General features: G+C 44.8%; 16 protein-coding genes. 11 read left to right on the top strand and 5 right to left on the bottom strand.

The annotated features are described in order from the left end of the window. Positions 1–35: 35 nt before the first annotated feature. The gene (locus H8K33_RS15240; RefSeq protein WP_186891905.1) at positions 36–1208 is read left to right on the top strand and encodes a hypothetical protein; all 1173 of its coding nucleotides are present in this window, start codon (positions 36–38) and stop codon (positions 1206–1208) included. Between the two features lie 160 nt (positions 1209–1368). Further along, the gene (locus tag H8K33_RS15235; RefSeq protein ID WP_186891904.1) at positions 1369–2244 is read left to right on the top strand and encodes a nuclease-related domain-containing protein; all 876 of its coding nucleotides are present in this window, start codon (positions 1369–1371) and stop codon (positions 2242–2244) included. 303 nt (positions 2245–2547) lie between these two features. Here the strand turns inward: H8K33_RS15235 and H8K33_RS15230 are convergent, their stop codons facing one another. Beyond that, positions 2548–3993 carry an aminopeptidase P N-terminal domain-containing protein gene (locus H8K33_RS15230; RefSeq protein WP_186891903.1) on the bottom strand — a complete coding sequence of 482 codons (1446 nt, stop codon included), beginning with the start codon at positions 3991–3993 and terminating at the stop codon, positions 2548–2550. 393 nt (positions 3994–4386) lie between these two features. On the opposite strand from H8K33_RS15230, the gene H8K33_RS15225 reads away from it, so the two are divergent. The 3 genes from H8K33_RS15225 to H8K33_RS15215 all read left to right on the top strand — a co-directional run bounded on the left by H8K33_RS15225 (position 4387) and on the right by H8K33_RS15215 (position 7102). Further along, entirely contained in the window at positions 4387–5406 is a 1020-nt protein-coding gene (locus tag H8K33_RS15225; RefSeq protein WP_186891902.1) for a tetratricopeptide repeat protein, read from the top strand. A 42-nt stretch (positions 5407–5448) separates the two neighbouring features. Beyond that, positions 5449–5871 carry a hypothetical protein gene (locus tag H8K33_RS15220; RefSeq protein WP_246443647.1) on the top strand — a complete coding sequence of 141 codons (423 nt, stop codon included), beginning with the start codon at positions 5449–5451 and terminating at the stop codon, positions 5869–5871. A 241-nt stretch (positions 5872–6112) separates the two neighbouring features. Continuing rightward, positions 6113–7102: a CE1 family esterase gene (locus H8K33_RS15215; RefSeq protein ID WP_186891900.1), complete on the top strand. Its 990-nt coding sequence runs from the start codon at positions 6113–6115 to the stop codon at positions 7100–7102. 45 nt (positions 7103–7147) lie between these two features. On the opposite strand, the gene H8K33_RS15210 is transcribed toward H8K33_RS15215, so the two are convergent. Next, positions 7148–7639 (bottom strand): YqaA family protein, encoded by a 492-nt coding sequence (locus H8K33_RS15210; protein ID WP_186891899.1) that lies wholly within the window; start codon positions 7637–7639, stop codon positions 7148–7150. Between the two features lie 344 nt (positions 7640–7983). Here H8K33_RS15210 and ilvA point away from each other — a divergent pair, with 344 nt between their 5' ends. The 6 genes from ilvA (at position 7984) to rapZ (ending at position 16402) form a co-directional block, all read left to right on the top strand. Then, on the top strand, positions 7984–9540 hold the full coding sequence (ilvA, locus tag H8K33_RS15205) for a threonine ammonia-lyase, biosynthetic (protein WP_343043835.1): 1557 nt from the start codon (positions 7984–7986) through the stop codon (positions 9538–9540). 182 nt (positions 9541–9722) lie between these two features. After that, the gene (gene queF, locus H8K33_RS15200; RefSeq protein WP_186891897.1) at positions 9723–10583 is read left to right on the top strand and encodes an NADPH-dependent 7-cyano-7-deazaguanine reductase QueF; all 861 of its coding nucleotides are present in this window, start codon (positions 9723–9725) and stop codon (positions 10581–10583) included. Positions 10584–10975: 392 nt separating this feature from the next. Next, entirely contained in the window at positions 10976–13633 is a 2658-nt protein-coding gene (locus H8K33_RS15195) for a sensor domain-containing phosphodiesterase (RefSeq protein ID WP_222613439.1), read from the top strand. Positions 13634–13806: 173 nt separating this feature from the next. Continuing rightward, entirely contained in the window at positions 13807–14271 is a 465-nt protein-coding gene (locus H8K33_RS15190) for a PTS sugar transporter subunit IIA (RefSeq protein WP_186891895.1), read from the top strand. 316 nt (positions 14272–14587) lie between these two features. Beyond that, positions 14588–15532 carry an HPr(Ser) kinase/phosphatase gene (gene hprK, locus H8K33_RS15185; protein ID WP_186891894.1) on the top strand — a complete coding sequence of 315 codons (945 nt, stop codon included), beginning with the start codon at positions 14588–14590 and terminating at the stop codon, positions 15530–15532. Positions 15533–15538: 6 nt separating this feature from the next. Beyond that, positions 15539–16402, top strand: coding sequence for an RNase adapter RapZ (gene rapZ, locus H8K33_RS15180; protein WP_186891893.1), 864 nt, complete (start codon positions 15539–15541; stop codon positions 16400–16402). 107 nt (positions 16403–16509) lie between these two features. Here the strand turns inward: rapZ and H8K33_RS15175 are convergent, their stop codons facing one another. Genes H8K33_RS15175 through H8K33_RS15165 form a run of 3 tightly spaced genes read right to left on the bottom strand, consistent with a single transcriptional unit; the run spans position 16510 to position 19968 of the window. Next, positions 16510–17673 (bottom strand): ABC transporter permease, encoded by a 1164-nt coding sequence (locus tag H8K33_RS15175; RefSeq protein WP_186891892.1) that lies wholly within the window; start codon positions 17671–17673, stop codon positions 16510–16512. Beyond that, a complete protein-coding gene (locus tag H8K33_RS15170; protein WP_186891891.1) occupies positions 17670–18500 on the bottom strand; it encodes an ABC transporter ATP-binding protein in 831 nt (276 codons plus the stop codon). The genes H8K33_RS15175 and H8K33_RS15170 overlap by 4 nt, the downstream gene beginning before the upstream one ends. 1 nt (position 18501) lies before the next feature. Continuing rightward, entirely contained in the window at positions 18502–19968 is a 1467-nt protein-coding gene (locus tag H8K33_RS15165) for an alpha/beta hydrolase (protein ID WP_186891890.1), read from the bottom strand. Positions 19969–20106 lie beyond the last annotated feature (138 nt).

Genomic DNA, 20106 nt, shown 5'->3' with positions numbered 1-20106 from the left:
AGATTACGCAGACTAAGAGACGTGCAACGACCCCAATGGCTAGGCCAACACCACAACTAACAGCAGCATTAGACATACTCGATTGGCTGCACTTCAACCAAGCACTCGTATATTCGGTTTTCAGCGAAGAAGATGTTTTCTGGCTTCGCAAGATTTTTGAACGTGTCAAAGCTGCTGTCGCAGCAACGAGGCAGTCTGGCATCGATGCTGAAATTATGAAGCACTACGTTCTGTGCTATCTTGAAATTTTCTTAAGCGATGGGGACTCAATAGGTTTTTCCGAGGCAGAGACTTACGAAAAAGTTCTGAAATACAATAAGATCTTTTTTAGTGCGATGGTGAACGCGAAAGCTAAAAGCACAGGCAAACACGTTGCTGAGTCAGCACTTACCATAGCTACGGAATTATGTATTGAATTTCGAACTGCCCCTGCAACCGTGCGATTTCGTCTAACGGAACGCTGTATGGTTTACGAATTCCCGAACGCCGCAATGAGTGCTCTTAAATGGTTCGTTGAAGCAGAAGCGATCTCGTCTGCAAAATATAAAGTCGGCACCAGAGCACATGAAAAACATAGATTAGTCGTTGTCCGCATTGGGTTGCTCTGTGAACTCAAGTTGACACGAATAGAAACAAGGCGAGCAAAATCACCAGAAAGATGCAAACCACGTCGCGTAGTTGAGCAGCTGTTCGACAACGTTATTGATAAGTTACAGTCCCCCATCGAAAAAATACTCATTCAACAGGCTGGTAAGCTATGGATGGAAAAGCTCTACGACAAGGAGCCTCCAGACAATTCAATACATGCCTTTCTTATCAATCACGCTTTTGAAAGAGACTATGTGGCACAATTTCTAAATCAAATCAGCACAGTTTGGAAACACAGTCGTTTTTATGAAGCCACGGCGGCAGCTTGGCCTAGCATTATCGGTGCATTCGATTTGGTAATTGCAAAATTCAACAACGAAGCAAAAAAAATATACGAAAGTAGAAAAAATACTGCAACTTCTTCAGATGATGTGAGCAAAACACTCCTGCTTCATGGGTTCACCATTCAGGCGAGAACACTCTATTTACACCATCGAGAATTTAATCAGGTTATACAACCTCGCATAAAGAACTATTACGCAAGTCTACAATCAAGTAAAAGAGTAATCGCAGCTGAAGACGAAGATTTTTGGTACTTTATCTTATGTACAACTTCTTAAATAGTGTCCACAACATAGAACAAATATCCAAGTCGATATCCCTTGTGTTGTTGATATTTTGAATTTAGCAATTCACCTGTTTTTGTAGAATTGAAATTACTGACCAATTGTTTTATTACTCGTTCGGTGAGAAGCCTTAAGTTTAACTTGGAGAAGTGGAATGACGAATAACATTAATAAAGTTGATTTATGCTCAATTGACTCCCTTGAATTTGAAGACGCACCGAGAGAAAAGAAAGGTGCCTCAACGGAGGATTCAGGTTTAAAAATTTTGGGAGATTTAGCAAAAAAGCACAAATTCGGTATTCACATCGTAGAACGCGTCGCGCCAACTGGCGTAGGCGAATTTGACGCGATTTGCTGTACTGACAGTGTGCTGATTGTTGTAGAGCTAAAACGATATGGCGGCAATTTTGCATTCTTTAATTTGTTCGACGAAAAAATATGTATTCAGACTGGTCGGACAAATAAATGGATTCCAAATCCAGTAGTTAAGTTACAACAAAAAGCCGAGCGGATGAAAAAAGACTTGATAGATAATGATGCAGCGTGGGTACCAGTAAAACGACTTTATTCAGGCCATATTCCAATTTACAAAGTTATATGCTTTGGGCCATCTACTTCTTTTGACACATTACCAGAGTCGGACAGAAATACTTGCATTTGTACTACGAGAACGTTAGCGCGAACGATAGAAGACATATATGCGAGTCGTGTTGGTGTCGTCGGAGCAGGCCAACAAATGGCAACGCTTGTATCGATTTGGCCAAGGTGGGGAATTCTAACAACTCACAAAAAAGGATTTTTGCGATGTGCTTTGTCAAAAATATCAACTAGCAAATGGGATTTAAGTCCATACGGTATTGAGGCACTAAACTCAGATGGAAAACAATTGGAGTATCAATTTAACAATGGACGTAAGGGGAAGCTGCCATTTGATGAGAACGTCTTAATTAAGTCATATGTAAATGGCAAAGAAAAAACTGTCTCGATCACACCATTAATGCGATTTCGTTGGCGAATTAAAGGCAAGTAAATGGTATTTTTAATTTGAATTCGCCAATCTTATTGCGCAACAAAAATTATCCATTTCGAAAAAAAATGCTACGTTTCTTTCATTTGGTAATTAAACAAACAATGCTCGTTCGCAGCGCGCCTAACGTGTGATCCCGATTATCCTTCTACTGCAAGCCAGCACTCGAAATGAGACCATCGTCACGACCTATTTTGACCTGTATTACGCCCCTGTCAGTCGCGAGGTGCGTAAAGACCGGCACCAACGCACGCTAATAGTTTTATCGCATCCCACTAGTCTTGTGGGATGCTCATCTATTGAGAATCAATTACGTTTCATCAAAACCGCTTCCACATCTTTCACAGCGCGCGGCAATTTCTCACTCATGTTGCGATTACCTTCTGGCGTCACCAAAATCACGTCTTCAATACGCACGCCAATGCCGCGCCATTTGGCGTCTACATCGTTGGCATCTTTGGGGATGTAAATGCCGGGTTCTACGGTCAGTGCCATACCAGGTACCAAGACACGTCGCCCTCCGCGTTTGCCAGTTTCCATTTGATAATCGCCCGTGTCATGCACATCGAGACCTATCCAATGGCTAATGCCATGCATGGTGAAGCGGCTGTAAGCACCACTTTTGTAGACGGTGTCTTTATCACCTTGGAGTACGCCAAGATCGACTAAGCCATCACTCAAGATCCGCATCGCGGCATCAAAGCCTTCATGATGTACGCGACCAGGTTTAACTAAATCAATAGCGGCATTTTGCGCTTTTAAAACTAGCTCGTAGATCGCTTTTTGTTCCTTAGAAAATTGACCCGACACTGGCCAGGTACGCGTGACGTCGGCTGTGTAGTAGCCCACTTCCGCACCAGCATCAAGCAACATCAGTGAACCTGCTTCGATGTCGTGATCGTTGGTCAGATAATGTAAAACACAGCTATTGCGCCCCGCCCCTGCGATGGTGTCGTAGCCAGTAAATCTCGCACCCATGCTGCGGGCAGTGCCTTGAAAACTGCCAGCCACTTCGCCCTCGTTAGTCGCAGTGAGCGACGTTTTCATTGCGGCCAAATGCCCTGCAGTAGTGACGTCGACTGCGCGTTGCAACATGTCGATTTCTGCCGCTTGTTTGATGAGGCGCATTTCTGCCACGATGTGGCGACCATCGACCAAGATACGCTTGTGAGACGAGTGATTATTGTCGCTGCCGAAAGGGTAGACCCAATCCAACATCTTTTTACGGAAGTCCTCATCAAAATTGGACACCAGTACGACGCGCTGCGCTTTGTTGACAAGATTTTTTAGATTCGCTTCCGCTGCTGGGAATGATTCTGCTTTATTCGCGCCGAGTTTTAATGCGCCTTCAACGCCGAGCCGCGCGCCATCATAAGCTTCGCGACGCGGGTCGCGCTTGCGCACATACAAGGTGTAGGCTTGATTGCTATCAGCATCCAAAACTGCCACAGCTTCAGCTTCTTCGACACCAGTCAAATAGTAGAAATCAGAATCTTGCCGGTACATGTGTGTACTATCACCATTGCGATTTTGCTCTGGCATCGACTTAATCACCGCAATCGTGCCGGGTCCCATTTTCTTGAGTTCGTCTAATAAACGTGCACGATTTCCAGCGAAGAAACTAGCAGGTAAACGCGCAGCATGAAAACTTTGTTTGGCAGCGACTGCTGGCGCGGCAACACTATTAAGACAGAATGGCGCTGTCAGTACGCACAGCAATGCAGACAGAGAAAAAACACGGTGATACATCATGAGGACTCCAATTCTTAATTGGCTAGAAAACTCGTTAAATCTCATTTACTAGCATGTGAAAATAGACTCCCGTCATCCTACGTCAAAAGTCCATTCGCTAACAATGAATTTACTCAGATACTGGTGTGCTGAGGATTGAGATCTTTATTGAATTGCAAATTTTCATCTGCCAAACAACACTGAAAAGTTCAGGCACCAACAGTCTCTCATCCTCCCCCGCAATTCAATTTCCGTATGTAACTCACCGCACTTCTACCGCAAGTCATGGTGATCAGACCGTAATCCGTCCGATTTTGATAGAAAGCGTAGAGTGGTAGAGCCGATACTTCATCATCGATTGCGGCTTAAATCGTCTCGATCACTTGATACCGACCAATTAAATAAGGAAATGAAATGACTGTCCTTTCTCACCAAACATCCCGTATTCGCCGGGCCATCACGGCTTCAATCTTGATCGCTCCATTGTTCACGCCCTTGCTTGGCATGCAGTCAGCGCAAGCTCATGAATACAGCGCGCTGATCAAGGCAAGAAAATATGCTGAGGTAGAACGCGCAATCGGAGCAAAACTGGCGACGGATGCGAATTACGCCGATGCTTTAGTAGCCAAAGTCGATTTGATTCTAGTCGAGGGAAAAGTCGCTCGACTCGATGAAGGCGTCAAGCTTGCGGAACAGTGCATTGCAAGCCATCCTAAGAACTCAGAATGTCATGAAGCACTTGGTAATGTGCTCGGCATCAAAGCAGAAAAAGGCGGCATGATGGCGGGCATTAGTTCACTGGGGAAAATTCGTGATTCTTTCAAAAAAGCTCTCGAATTAGATCCAAGAAATTTTAATACAGCGAACTCTTTGATGACCTTTTATTTGGAAGTGCCTGGTTTAATGGGCGGGAGCAATTCAAAAGCCAAAGACGTGATTGCTGAAATGCATAAAGTTAGCCCAGCGGCGGCTAGTTTATTGCAAGCGAAGTTTGATCTCAAGGATGAGAATGTAGAAAAAGCCAAAAGCGGTGCTTTGGCAGTCAATAGCGGCGGCAATGCTGTCATCGCACAGTTACAAAACGAGATCGCTGTAGAAATTGCACAGTCGTTTATCAAAGAGAAAAAATTCGTTGATGCAGAAAAAATGTTTCGCGAAGTGATACAACGCTTTCCTGATTCTTCAGTCGCCTATCTGGGACTTGGCAGGTCATTGCAAGAGCAAGGAAAAGCGAAAGAGGCGCTGCCATATCTAGAAAAATCATTAAGTATGGAAGTAACTGGCGCTGCGTTTTATCGACTCGGTAAAACATGGCAAGCTTTAGGCGATAAAGCCAAAGCTATTTCATTCTTCGAAAAAGCACTGGCCTTCACACCAGCGTTGGGCACAAAAACCCGTGCTGACGCAGAGGATCAATTGAAGCTACTGAAGTAATTTCTATTCCACAGAATTTAATGAAAAAACACTTGGAGAACAATGATGAATGAAGTTTCACTCACCCGTCTTTATGTATTACGTGCGATGTACTTGTTGGTGGTAGTTGGGCTCGCACTCAGCTTATGGCCAGACGTAATCGCATCCAAAAAACCGTTCGCAGCCTGGGAATTTTTCCGTGGCGTTGAAACGGCTATGATGGCGGCGTTTTGGTTGCTGTGTGTCTTGGGTATTCGTTATCCCTTACAGTTATTACCTATACTGATGTGGGAATTAATATGGAAAACCGTTTGGCTCATTGCCGTACCTTTGCCACTCTGGTTAAACGGAACCTTCGATGATAAGTTATTGCCCAATGTATTTGCGATTGGTTTGGTGATTCTTGTGTATGCCGCCATACCTTGGCCTTATGTGTATCGTCACTACGTCAAAAAGCAGGGTGATCAGTGGCGCAAAGTGAAGTAAAAAATTTAAGCAATTTTTCCATAACTCATCCAATTTAAGACTTACGCAAAACAGACGCTGGCGTTGTTGTGTTCCTTTGTAGTGCTCGATAAAGGAGAGGCTCAAAAATAAGTGGAATAAGCTAGGGTGCGCCGCGCGCACCGAAGCAGCTAATGTGTGTGGTGCGCACGGCGCACCCTACGCAATGAAGCTTTAACCAGCGCAATTTTGCGTAAGTCCTGCAATTTAAAGAAATAGAATCATGAAAAAAATCCTACTCAGAAGTTTGTTTACTTTGCTTGGTTTGGTCGCGCTAGCGGCTGGCTTGTTCGCTTATTTCCTCTATACGCCAGATCCCGACATGCCACAACTGTCTGGCGTACTGACGAAAGCGACCATTGAGATCGATGGTAAAGAGCGTACTTACCGCACCTATCTGCCGAAAGACTTGACCAAAGGTGCACCCCTAATCATCGTCATGCATGGTTCAGGCCAAAATGGATCACAGATTCGCTTGGAGACTGGATATGGATTTGACCGCTTAGCGGATCAATATGGTTTTGGCGTGGTCTACCCCAGTGCAGGTTCATTTGATTGGAACGACTGTAGCAAAGTCGGGGATTTTAAAGTCGATGGGCACGAGCTTGATCATGTTAAATTTGTGACGCTGCTCACCGATAAACTGATTAAAGAAAATGGATTCGATCCGCAACGCGTTTTTGCAACGGGGGTGTCGTCCGGTGGTTTTATGTCCTTGCGCCTAGCCATAGAAGCACCTGCTCGCTTTCGCTCGGTGGCCGCGGTCTCGGCTAATTTACCAGTCGCTGATAATTTCAAATGCACCATTACCGGGCAGAGCACATCGGTCATGATTATGAATGGCACGGAAGATCCCATCGTTCATTATGAGGGTGGTGAAACCAGTCTATTGGGTCTGTTCTACAAGGGCGGCATTCTCAGATCATCGCAAGATACCGCAAAATTTTTTGCCGATCTGAATAAAATTGACGGCGATCCTGTGATCAATCCAGTGACAAGTTCGGACTTGCTGAATGGTGAAGATAAAACAAAATTTGAGCGCGCACTTTGGAAAAATGTGAGTAAAACGGAAGTGGAGCTTGTTACGATCTACGGCGGTGGACACGGCATGCCGCAACCCTACTGGAAACGTCCGCGACTAGTTGGTCCATCCCCTATGGCACCAAATGGTCCTGCAATAATTTGGGACTTTTTTGCGCGGCAGAACAACTAATGAGTTATTTTCAAAGCCGCTTTGTAACTAACAAACACAATCGACTCAGCCCAACCATGAAGAAATGCCATGCCAGAACCCCTCTGGAACACTTAGGAGCAAATAGGTCATCGTGACATAACGTAAAAATTTGCCGATTGCCATATACAACATACAAGGCAAAGCTGGCAACTTTAACCACCCGCCCAATGCGCAAATCGGATCGCCTATCACTGGCAACCAGGCTAGCAACATGGATTTGGCACCGTAGCGCTCTAACCAGCCAAACCAACGACTACTGCGTTCTTTCGCAAAGGTTTGTTTCGCCTCATAACCAATGAAGTAGTTCAGCATTCCACCTAAAGTGTTGCCGACCGTGGCTACAAGTATGGTTAACCAAAATAATTCTGGATTCGCCTTAATCATTGCAAATACGACTGGCTCCGAACCAAGCGGCAGCAGTGTGGCTGAGACAAAGCTAATCACAAAAACCGCCGTCAAGCCGATTTTGGAAATAGCGAAAACACTAAACAACCAGGCAATAGCCGCTTCTATCATGGCTTTTTCATTAAGGATGAAGAGGGATACATTATAATGGTTCGAACGGGACTTAAATAATTTGCACTTATTTCATCGCCATTGCCGTGCACTACCCTTGCCAGCAGGCCGAAATAGGTTGAAAGCCAGTGCCATCGCGCTGGCAACACGGTCGATTCTGTACTTATCAACGCAGAATCGCTACATCCGCTAAAAAAGCGCTGTTGCATGATGTCCGAATTTGACATTTGACTATAGTTTTAGGACTTACACAAAATTGCGCTGACTAGGCGGGGAGCCGAAGACAGTACGGTTGTACGGCGAGGCGAACCCAACGACGTCAGCGTCTGTTTTGCGTAAGTCCTATTTTAAAAAAGAATTCATCCATGGCTACCGATTACCTCAAAAAAATCCTCACCGCCCGCGTCTATGACGTGGCATTTGAAACTCCTTTGGAATTAGCACCTACGTTGTCCAAACGTATGGACAATCAAATTCACTTTAAACGTGAAGACATGCAAAGCGTGTTCAGCTTCAAGTTGCGCGGTGCGTATAACAAAATTGCACATCTGACTCCTGCGCAATTAAAACATGGCGTGATTTGCGCTTCTGCTGGTAATCATGCACAGGGTGTGGCGTTGAGTGCAAAACGCGTTGGCTGCAAAGCGGTGATTGTGATGCCGACCACCACGCCACCCGTCAAGATTGACGCAGTGCGTGCCCATGGTGGTGATGCAGTAGAAATCGTTTTGCATGGTGAATCGTATTCCGATGCCTACGACCACGCTCTAACTTTAGAAAAAAAACGCAAACTCACTTTCGTTCATCCGTTTGATGATCCAGATGTGATCGCTGGTCAAGGTACGGTCGGTATGGAAATTTTGCGTCAACACGCTGGTCCTATCCATGCGATTTTCGTAGCGATTGGTGGCGGTGGCTTGATTGCTGGTGTTTCTGCGTATGTCAAAGCCGTGCGTCCTGATATCAAAATCATCGGTGTACAAACTGTCGATTCGGACGGTATGTATCGCAGCTTGAAAGCTGGCAAACGCGTGACCTTGACGGATGTCGGTTTATTTTCAGATGGCACGGCAGTCAAACTGGTCGGCGAAGAAACTTTCCGTTTGGCGAAACAGTATGTTGACGAAGTAATCTTGGTCGATACCGATGAAGTCTGTGCTGCGATTAAAGATGTATTTCAAGATACGCGCTCTATCTTAGAGCCTGCGGGTGCGCTGGCTGTCGCGGGATGCAAAGCCTATATTGAACGTGCCAAGGCGAATAAGAAACCCTTGAAAAATGAAACGATGGTAACGATCGCCTGCGGCGCGAACATGAATTTTGATCGTCTGCGTTTTGTCGCGGAACGTGCGGAAGTCGGTGAAGCGCGTGAAGCCGTTTTTGCGGTGACGATTCCAGAAGTGCAAGGCAGTTTCAAACGCTTTTGCGAACTGGTTGGCGCACGCAATGTGACTGAATTTAATTACCGTATTAGCGACAAAAAAGAAGCCCATATCTTCGTCGGCGTGCAAGTCACGAACCGCGAGGAATCCAGCAAAATCGCCAAGAATTTTGTCAAGCACGGCTTCCCGACTTTAGATTTAACGGACGATGAATTAGCCAAACTACACATTCGTCACTTAGTTGGCGGCAAGAGTGAATTGGCCGAAAACGAATTACTGTATCGCTTTGAATTTCCAGAACGCCCTGGCGCATTAATGCGTTTCTTGAATAGCATGGCACCGAACTGGAATATCAGCCTATTCCACTATCGCAATCATGGTGCGGACTATGGACGTACTTTGGTGGGCCTACAAGTACCAAAGAAAGAAATGAAGGCGTTTAAAGAATTTCTGAATGGTCTCGGATATCGCTATTGGGATGAGAGCGATAATCCTGTTTATAAACTTTTCCTGGGATGAAAACTGGGACGCTGGGTATGACTTATTGAGTTAAGAAATGTAGGGCGGGTGCAACCCGCGCCGCCAAAACGTAGCGCAACGCTAACCGACCTATGTGCGGCGCGGGTTGCACCCGCCCTACATGAGTACCTAAACTTAAAATTCATTATCCAGCTTTATTTTTTGATTGAAACACACGCACTATGAGCACTTCCAATAATTCACCTGAACAATCACAACTAGGCAAGACTTCTGCGTATCAAACACAGTATGACCCTAGCCTAATTTTCCCAATTCCTCGTGCTGAAAAACGCGCCGAAATTGGTTTAAAAATTGTCGATGGTAAAGCGATCAATTTGCCATTTTTCGGCATGGATTTTTGGAATGCTTATGAAGTTTCGTGGCTGAATATGCGTGGCAAACCTCAGGTTGCGATTGTCAGCGTATTTGCGCCAGCGGATTCTCCCAATATCGTCGAATCAAAATCCTTTAAGCTCTATCTGAATTCATTTAATCAGACCAAGTTAGCGGGAGCTGATGCGCTACTAAGTTTATTGCAAACTGATTTATCAACTGGTTTCGGTGCGCCAGTACAGGTCACAATAACGCCGCAAGAACAATTCGGTAAAGCGGGATTTCAAGAGCTCGATGGCATGTTGCTAGATCGCTTGGATATAGAAGTTGACCAATACTCCCCTATTCCAGAAATTCTACGTGCTGATCACAGCCAGCCTGCAATCGAAGAAACCTTAGTATCGCACTTACTCAAATCCAATTGTCTGGTAACAGGTCAACCCGATTGGGCTAGCGTGCAAATTCGCTACGTCGGGGCGCCGATTGATCAGGAAGCTTTGTTACGTTATCTGATTGGTTTTAGAAATCACAATGAATTTCATGAACAATGTGTGGAAAGAATTTTTTGCGACATCATGCACTATTGCAAACCGCAAAAGCTTGCTGTGTATGCGCGGTATACCCGTCGAGGTGGGCTTGATATCAATCCTTGGCGGACTAATTTCTCGACGGGGAAAATGCCCAGTAATTTACGCAACGCCCGCCAATAAGCGAATAAAAGTTTACAGAAAAAGACTACTTATTCGATAAGGGACAACTACTGAGATAGAACAAAGTCCGATGTCTGCGATGTCCTAAACTAAAATAAGCCAATAGGTAATTATCCTAAGCTCAGCAAGCGAATACAAATTCAGACTTGCTCAGTCACTTAGCATAGAGTACATTTACTTTTTTTCAACCCAGAACTTCCACAAGGATTTGAGACGATGGTGGATGCAGTTTTTACGTAAATGAGGCGCAAATAGCGAGCTATTTGCAACGAAGAACGAAAAAAAATGACCGAAAATACGCCGCCAGCGCTCAAATAGTATCGAAGGCGCGCCTAATGGAAAATCTGGGATTAATTAGCTTATCTGTGATTTTTGCCGTTTAGCTGTTTTATTTGTCTATTAATTTTATTGGCCTTATGTATTCTGTAAATTGGCAAATGCTCATAGAGCAGCACACGCAAGATGCTGTCATCGTTCTGGTTGATGGAACAATTGTTCACGCAAATCAACTTGGTATCGGCTTATTGCAGGCAAAAAACCTCAATGAAATTACGGGATTACGTTGGAACGCGTTTCTTGAGTTTAGTCATCCTAATCAAATCAAAACCCATTTACAGGCGGGAAGTAGCTTATTACCCAACGCGATCGCCGAGTTCTGCCAACTAAGAACGCGTCAGGGCGAATTGACTGAAGTAGAACTCAGACTGCACAGCTTTCCAGTGCTGCGTAACACGGCGTACGTGCTGCGCTTACGTCATTTGCAAACTCAGCCCATTGCCAAGCCATTTCAAGGTCAACTCGCACATAGTAATATCCCCAAAAATAGCTTGAGCCATGAAGCCCTGCATCATGAAAAAGAAATTTTGGAAATGATTGCGCTAGACAATCCATTGACACAGATTTTGCAAGACGTTTGTGACCGCATGGAACGCTTGCTCGATAATGGTTCTATGTGCGCGATTATGTTGTTTGATCATGACACCCAAAAACTCCGAATGGCCGCTGCGCCCAGTATGGAGGCCGAATTTCTGAATGAAATGGATCATCTGGAAATTGGTTTAGGCAATTGGTCGTGCGGCGTAGCGATTAAAACAGAAAAAATCAAAATCGTAGATGACATTGCTAACAGCGATATCTGGCAACTGCATCGTCAAACTCCTTTGCGTTATGGCATGCATTCATGTTGGTCAGTGCCAATCAAAACTGCCTTTAATACCTTATTGGGCACTGTCGATTTGTACCATCGCGATCAACGCCAACCGAACGATGACGAACAAACCTTGATCATGGATGCAATGCATGTCATTGCATTGGCGATCGATAAAAAGAATATGGAGCACAGCCTGGCGACTAGTGAAGATCGCTATCGCTCCGTGGTCAACAATTTGACCGAAGGAATTATGGTGATTGCGCCAGGTGGCAAAATCTTAACCTGCAATCCAAGTGCTAAGCGTATTCTAAAAATTTACGATATCGAGGCGACAGGACGACGTCACCGTTATTTCAAACGTATTTTCCGTGAAGATAATAGTGAAATCCAAATTGGTGACGATCCTGCATCGATTGTTTTAAGAACTGGCGAAGCGATTTCTAACTTATCGATAGGCATGCAGTTACATGACAATTCAACCGTTTGGTTGTTAGTTAATGTTCAGCCGATTCAACATTCACGTCACAGTAAAACAGAGGCCGTACTCATTTCCTTTACCGACACCACAGAAGTCAGGGAAACCGAACGTCAATTGCAATACATCGCAACGCACGACGCTTTAACTGGGTTGGCGAATCGTCACCAGTTACAACATCGTCTAGCAAATGCCTTGGCACATGCCTATGATCAAAAAGTGGCGGTAATTTTTTTAGATCTGGATCACTTTAAGAACGTCAACGATACAGCTGGCCACGCTGCTGGTGATGGCTTGCTTTGCGATGTCGCGAAACGTCTCAGCTCTTGTATTCGCGCCACAGATATGCTGGCGCGTTTAGGTGGTGACGAATTTGTGATCGTGGTCGAAGAATTTGAAACAGCGCAGCATTTGAAAGAATTGGCTGACCGCATTTTGACGAAAATGCGTGAGCCGTTTGTCATTGATCAGCACCAGTATCATCTAGGTACATCGATTGGCATTAGCGTGTTTCCGCATGATGGTACAGATGGTCCGACCTTGTTACGATGTGCCGACTCGGCGATGTATCTGGCCAAGGAACTTGGACGTAATAATTATCAGTTTTTTACGTCCGATCTAATGATCCGAGCGCAACATCGTTATACCTTAGAAAGAAACCTACGTCGCGCCTTAGTCGATGATGAATTTCTGCTGTATTACCAGCCAAAATTAAGTTTAAGTGATGGAAGCATCGTCGGTGCAGAGGCTTTGATCCGTTGGCAAATGCCAGAGATGGGATTAATCGCACCAAATGAATTTATTCCATTTGCGGAAGAAATCGGCTTAATCGTACCAATGGGGCGTTGGGTATTGACGAAAGCCTGCGAACAAGCGCAGAAATGGCGCCAAGAATTTAATACCGACTTTAAAATCAGCGTCAATATTTCACCTAAACAATTTCAAGATCCCAAATTACCGCAATTCATTTTGGAAGTCTTATTGGCTTCTGGCTTACCAGCACATGCCCTGCAATTAGAGATTACTGAAGGTCTTTTGATGGTTGAAGCAGAACATCTAAGCTCTGTATTTGATGCGATTAAAACTTTGGGAATCAGTATTTCTCTCGATGATTTTGGCACTGGCTTTTCTTCACTGTCATATCTGCAACGATTCCCGATAGATAATTTGAAAATAGATCGTTCATTTATCCGTGAGATTCCAGAGAACCAAGATTCCGTGGTGCTCACCAAGGCAATTATTGCGATGTCGAGCGCGCTAGGCATGAGTGTGACCGCGGAAGGCGTTGAAAACCTTGAGCAAATGGATTTCTTAAAAGATGCTGGCTGCGACGAAATTCAAGGTTTTTATTTCAGCAAACCAATTTCAGTTGAGCAGTTTTCTCAGTTATTAAAGCAACATGCTTTAAGCCAAGCTTCTCACTAAGTCCTGAATCTGGCAGGAACCGCCACAAACCTGCACTGAAATTCGCTTCGTCTACAAAAGAAGCCTATAATCGCGCTCTGAGATCGACAGCGGCAGGGAAAACCGTCTACACAGACGCGTCAATACCACAGCTGGAAGAAATTTAAGTCAACGAGCACAGGCCTTTCCGCCATATGACAAATATTGCAAAAATTCTGCCCCAAGAAAATGTTTTATTAGATTTAGATGTATCGAGTAAAAAACGGGCATTTGAACAAGCTGGACTCTTATTTGAAAACAATTGCGGCATTGCCCGCTCTACTGTTTCTGAAAATCTTTTTGCCCGCGAGCGTTTAGGCTCAACTGGTCTCGGTCATGGTGTCGCCGTGCCGCATGGTCGCATCAAAGGCTTAAAAAATCCGATTGCCGCCTTCGTGCGCTTACAAGAAGCGATTCCTTTTGAATCGCCAGATGGTCAAGCGGTCAGCTTACTGATTTTCTTGTTGATGCCAGATAACGTCACGCAGCAGCACTTAGAGATTTTGTCTGAAATTGCAGAAATGTTGTCTGATGATGAATTTCGTAGCAACTTGCAAATCGAAGCAGACGCTAATCTGGTCTACCAACATATCACTAGTTGGGAACCGAAAATTATTTAGCGCTTATCCTGCTCATTCATTCGGTTCTCGTCAGGTATATGCTTAAATTCTGTACGGTAATGCGCTAAGATAGATCTTGCTGAATAAACTCAGATTGTTCATTAGACGCGTCTTCGACGCTATTTGAGTGCTGGCGGCGCATTTTCGGTCATTTTTTCGTTCTTCGTTGCAAATAGCTCGCTATTTTCGCCTCATTCACGTAAAAACTGCCTCGAAAAGTGTATCCGCCATCGTCTCAAATCTTCATGGAAATTCTGGGTTAAACTGATCGTAATCGATCTTTGATTCCTATCTTACCAACATCGGAACTACCTTCATGCCACTGACCACAGAATTAACCATACAAAAGATTTTTGATGATAATCGCGATACGCTGCAACTTGGCTGGTTCGCTGGATTCTCCGGTGGTGACAAACAAATTACTGATGATGCAACAGCATCTTCCGATCAGGTAGGTCACTTAAATCTGATTCATCCGGGGCGCATACAAGTTCTTGGGCATCAAGAGCTTGATTACTTTCACCGTTTATCTCCAGGTTCCCGCGCGAATTTAATTAAAGAACTGGTCGCAGGTAATCCACCAGCTTTAATCGTCGCACAAGGTCTGGAATCACCACAAAGTTTTTTAAGCATTTGTGATGACAATAATATTCCGCTGTTTTCAACACCACTACCAGCCGCGCAAGTAATTGACTATTTACGTGTCTATTTATCCAAAAAACTTGCACCACAAGTCACGATGCATGGCGTCTTTATGGATGTACTAGGCGTTGGTGTTCTCATCACTGGCGAATCTGGTTTGGGTAAAAGTGAACTTGGTTTGGAATTGATTTCACGTAGCCATGGTCTGGTTGCCGACGATGCTGTGGAGTTTTCTCGTATCGCACCCAACATGATTGAGGGCCGATGCCCGCCCATTTTACAAAATCTGCTAGAAGTGCGTGGTCTTGGTCTACTTGATATCAAAGCGATCTTTGGCGAAACTTCCGTGCGTCGTAAAATGCGCTTGAAATTAATTGTGCATTTAGTCCGTCGCAGCACTTTGGAAGAAAACTACGAACGTCTGCCTATCGATTCTCAATCCGAAGATGTGCTTGGTTTACAAATCAAAAAAGTCGTGATTCCTGTTGCTGCGGGTCGCAATATCGCGGTGCTATTGGAAGCTGCAGTACGCAATACTATCTTGCAATTGCGCGGCATCAATACTCTAGAAGAGTTCATGGACAGACAACGCCGTGCTATGGATGAAACGCTGGGATAAAGCATCATGCGGATTCTATTAATATCAGGCATCTCAGGCTCCGGCAAATCGGTGGCATTAAACGTGATTGAAGACGCGGGTTACTATTGCGTCGATAATTTACCACCGAGTTTATTGATTGACCTGGTAAAAACACTGGAACTAGAAGGCGTGAAAAACGCAGCAATGGCGATTGATTCACGTAGTGCACATCAGTTACAAAGTGTCGCCGCTACCATCGATAAATTACGCGCACTTGGTCATGAAGTGAAGGTGCTGTTTTTAACAGCGAGCTCAGAAACCTTAATCGCCCGCTTTTCCGAAACCCGACGTAGTCACCCACTGTCACATCATTTGCAAACAGAGCGCATATCCGATTGCACATTGAGCTTGACCGAATGCATACAAGCCGAACGCGAACTACTCTCGCCCTTGCAATTTCTCGGACACGTGCTAGACACGTCAAATTTAAGCGCAAACCATTTGCGTAATTGGATTAAAGATGAGATCGCGGTAGAACACGCTTCGCTGATTCTCATGTTCGAGTCCTTCGCCTTCAAAGTAGGTGTGCCGCTTGACGTTGACTTTGTCTTTGACGTCCGTATTTTACCCAACCCACATTATGATCACGCCTTGCGCCCCTTAACTGGCCGTGATCAGGCGGTCGTCGATTTCCTCGAAGCGCAAGCCATGGCCTTAGAGTTATTTGACGACATCAAAAACTTTATCGACAAATGGTTGCCATCATTCAAACGAGACAATCGCAGCTATCTGACGATAGGAATAGGCTGTACCGGCGGGCAACATCGTTCAGTTTACATGGTAGAAAAACTAGCCAAAAATTTTCAGCAACAAGAACGGGTTTTGATCCGTCACAGACAAAACCACTGATCCCTCAAAGATCAACAAACCAAGCTTGCTCTGCTAAAAATGAATGCATAAAAAAACCGTTGAACTTTCGATCAACGGTTTTTTTGTTCATCAATGATTGAAGTCTATTATTCCATCACAACTTCACGCATCTTGCGAGAGACAAACAACAAGCTGGCAGCAACGATGGCACAGCACACCAGTAAGGCAATACCGATTGCGTTCAAACTCACTAACTCACCTTTCAAAACCTGGTTCATCATCTGTGTTTGCGCCATGACGGGAACCCATCCCAACCAAGCTGGTTCTTTACCGGGATTGATCACAAAAAACATCGGCATAAATGATACAGCCAAGCTTAATAACTGATTACGCACATTAGCTTCTTTGAATGATTTACAAGTTAATGACAACGCCACTTGCAAAGAAGATAGCGCGGCAGCGAGTGGAATCAACACAATCATAAATGCAAGCGCATCTTTGATTCCAAACTGAAACTCAGCGCGTAAGGCTTCGTTTGCAATAATCGATTGCGCCGGAAAAAAACTACTGACGGTCAAAATCACAATTAACACGCTCACGGAAGCAACCGCAGCAGTTTTACCGATTGCCAATTGGAATCCTGACACTGGATTCATCATCAATGGTTCCAAAGAGCCACGCTCACGCTCACCAGCCGTGCTGTCAATTGCCGCAAACATACCGCCCATCACAATGGCCATGATCAAGACCAAAGGTAGCATCGCAGTAATCGTGACACGACGTTCATCGGGGCGACTAATATGACGTTCTTTTACAGAAATTGACTGCAACAGATCAGGCGAAATTCCGCGCATCATTAAATCTAAACCGGTACGCTCACGAACGTAACCATTCAACAATTGACGTAACGGACCAAGTCCCATTTCTGCCTGACGATTCGACGTGTCGTAAGCAATTTCCAATTCAACGCGTTTGGCTGATGACAAATCTTGTTCGAAATTTTCAGGAACCAATAAGACTGGCTTGATCAATTCTTTACTGCGTGATTTTTCTTCATAATCAACGGGTGCAGATTTGATTTCGTAACCTTGGCGCAAAATGTAATTTTCCAGACCTGGTGCATCTTTCATGTTCACAGCCATCACACTACGATCAACCGCTTGCGATTCGACCTGCGACATCACGGTGGAAAAAACAAATAACAGCACCGGAACTAACAATAGCGAGCTAGTTAAGACCATCAATAAAGTACGACGATCGCGCATCGCATCTGAAATTTCTTTCCAGTAAATTGCAAATACTTCTCTCATGCGACACTCCCTTGATTCAATGTTGAGTGATGACTCGTATTAGATGCAGCAGGCTTATCCAAAAATGCCAGCTTCACAAATGCATCTTCGAAATCGGCTTCTTGTGCCTGCGCCATTAATTCAGCGACCGTACCCGATGTCACTGTTCTGCCTTGCGCGACAATCACTACGGTATCGCACAAGCGCTCTACTTCTTGCATAATGTGCGTAGAAAAAACGATGCATTTACCACCGCCCTCGGGGCTTCGTAACCAACGCAAAAATTCTCTTAAGGCACGTGTGGCGACCACATCTAAACCATTGGTTGGTTCATCCAAAATAATATTCTTAGGATCGTGAATTAAGGCGCGTGCTAAGGCAATCTTCATACGTTCACCCTGACTAAAACCTTCAGTGCGGCGATCCAGCAAGTTTTTTATTTCTAGCCAGTGTGCTAATTGATCGATACGCTTTTCTATCGTGGTTTTATCCATGCCATGTAATTTGCCGTAGTACTGAATATTTTCGCGGGCAGTTAAACGTGGATACAAACCACGTGCATCGGACAAAATCCCCAGACGCGCTTGCGAAGCTGTTTGACCTTCTTTCACTTGCGCATCATCAATCTGAATCGAACCGCTATCCATCTTTAACATGGATGCCACCATACGCAAGCTAGTAGTTTTACCAGCGCCATTGGCACCTAACAAACCTAAAATTGCGCCGTCTTGAGCCGTAAAGCTAACGCCATTGACCGCCTTCACTTTTTCTGCGGTGCGCATACCAATACCAAACTTTGGCTTGCCGAGCTTTACGAATTCTTTGTGTAGATCTTCAACAATAATCATCTTATTCTCCTGCTTTCTTTACGTCGGCGCTTACCGCATTATCTGTTTTAGTCACAGGAGGCAACCATACCAAGGGACGAGGAATTTGACGCACACAACTCGCATCCACCGCTAGTGCTTCTTCATCGGTTTTTGCCGCCAAAAATTTGTTTGCGACTTCACGAACGCAGCCTTGTGTCAACACACCATGGCTAGCATTGTCGATACTAATGTGACGTGCTTTCGCTCCCAACGCCTTCGCAACTTGATCACCATTACGGGTTGGCGTCACTGGATCGATTCCACCACTCAGCAATAACACAGGTGATTTCGATGCTGGCACGGTATAGAATTCTTTCGGTATTTCTGCACGTGGCCAGCTTGCACAAATTTTGTCGTACATCTCCGCGGTTCTGGCAGTGAATTCATCGGTCGTTGCACTTGCCGGACGCGGTTTAGCATAGGCTTCACCACACCATACTGAATAATGCATACCCAAGGTCAAACCACCAGGACCTGGTTGATTAAAACTACCGCTCAAGCTGAGCAAAGGATCTAATTTTCCTTTCTCTGCTTGCGTAATCGCGTAAGGTAATACCGAAGTCATTGCGGGCGAATACAAAGCCTTGAACACCATACCAATCAAGTCTTCACGCATAATTTTTGTACTAATCGTCGTGAGCAAACGAGAATTGGTAAAAGTAAATTGGCGCGGTGTGTTATTTAACAAACGCTTCCAAGTACCCGCCAAATCTGGATACGCCGTGTTACAACGCGTATTTTTTGCACAATCATTGAACACGCCATCCAAGGCAACTTGCGCATCCGATGCAAGTAGGCTCAAGTCCGGCGGTACTACGCCATCAATCACCAAACGGCGTACCGATTGTGGATATTGACGCAAATACTCCAAGCCAACACGCGTACCATAAGAAACGCCGACCAAATTAATTGCACCGTAATTCTGCGCAACACGAATCGCTTCTAAATCCTGTACCGCGATGCTGGTGCTATAAAATTGCAAATCGCCATGCGGCAACTTTTGCAAACTCTGCATACAATCCAATGTCGCTTTAAAAGCACTTTCTTTATCGAGAATTTTGTCAGTTACTTCAAGTTCTGCACATTTCAATGAAGCGCTTTTTCCCGTTCCTCGTTGATCCACAAAAACCAAATCACGACGACGATTTAATTTACCTAATATCGAATCGCCAAAGGACGCAGCTTCCACTGCACTTTGGCCGGGACCGCCAGCTAATAAAAACACAGCATCAGGTAATTTATTTCTATCTTTCGATGGAAGCACAACATAGTGCACATCAATTTTCTTACCATCTGGTTTTGCAGGATCAAGTGCTCTTTGAACCTGCCCACACTTTACTTCCTGTGGAAAGCTAGGAATACGACAGGGTTTGGTATCGGCAAGTGCGATTGCAGGCATACTAAGCGCAGCAATTCCGAGTAAACGAGCGAGAATAGGACTAATCAAAATGAACTCCTTTCATTGGGTTCTTTTAAATTCCAGATTTTTTCTTAGGCACACTTGCGGTGCAATTTGTGTGACGACAGCGGCTGCTTGTCCATCATCACAAATCCTATTGAGAAATCTGGATTCAATCGAATTAAA

The organism is Affinundibacterium amnicola, from assembly GCF_014284275.1.
Classification (GTDB): domain Bacteria; phylum Pseudomonadota; class Gammaproteobacteria; order Burkholderiales; family Burkholderiaceae_D; genus Undibacterium; species Undibacterium amnicola.
The sequence above is the reverse complement of the archived record's forward strand: the minus strand, read 5'-3'. Positions and strand labels throughout refer to the sequence as shown.

Excerpts from the sequence above, each read along its gene's own strand:
- queF (WP_186891897.1), top strand. The coding sequence starts at position 9,723 with ATGAGCACTTCCAATAATTCACCTGAACAATCACAACTAGGCAAGACT.
- H8K33_RS15240 (WP_186891905.1), top strand. The coding sequence starts at position 36 with ATGGCTAGGCCAACACCACAACTAACAGCAGCATTAGACATACTCGAT.
- hprK (WP_186891894.1), top strand. The coding sequence starts at position 14,588 with ATGCCACTGACCACAGAATTAACCATACAAAAGATTTTTGATGATAAT.
- rapZ (WP_186891893.1), top strand. The coding sequence starts at position 15,539 with ATGCGGATTCTATTAATATCAGGCATCTCAGGCTCCGGCAAATCGGTG.
- H8K33_RS15210 (WP_186891899.1), bottom strand. The coding sequence starts at position 7,639 with ATGATAGAAGCGGCTATTGCCTGGTTGTTTAGTGTTTTCGCTATTTCC.
- H8K33_RS15230 (WP_186891903.1), bottom strand. The coding sequence starts at position 3,993 with ATGATGTATCACCGTGTTTTTTCTCTGTCTGCATTGCTGTGCGTACTG.
- H8K33_RS15215 (WP_186891900.1), top strand. The coding sequence starts at position 6,113 with ATGAAAAAAATCCTACTCAGAAGTTTGTTTACTTTGCTTGGTTTGGTC.
- H8K33_RS15235 (WP_186891904.1), top strand. The coding sequence starts at position 1,369 with ATGACGAATAACATTAATAAAGTTGATTTATGCTCAATTGACTCCCTT.
- H8K33_RS15190 (WP_186891895.1), top strand. The coding sequence starts at position 13,807 with ATGACAAATATTGCAAAAATTCTGCCCCAAGAAAATGTTTTATTAGAT.
- H8K33_RS15220 (WP_246443647.1), top strand. The coding sequence starts at position 5,449 with ATGATGAATGAAGTTTCACTCACCCGTCTTTATGTATTACGTGCGATG.
- H8K33_RS15175 (WP_186891892.1), bottom strand. The coding sequence starts at position 17,673 with ATGAGAGAAGTATTTGCAATTTACTGGAAAGAAATTTCAGATGCGATG.
- H8K33_RS15170 (WP_186891891.1), bottom strand. The coding sequence starts at position 18,500 with ATGATTATTGTTGAAGATCTACACAAAGAATTCGTAAAGCTCGGCAAG.
- H8K33_RS15225 (WP_186891902.1), top strand. The coding sequence starts at position 4,387 with ATGACTGTCCTTTCTCACCAAACATCCCGTATTCGCCGGGCCATCACG.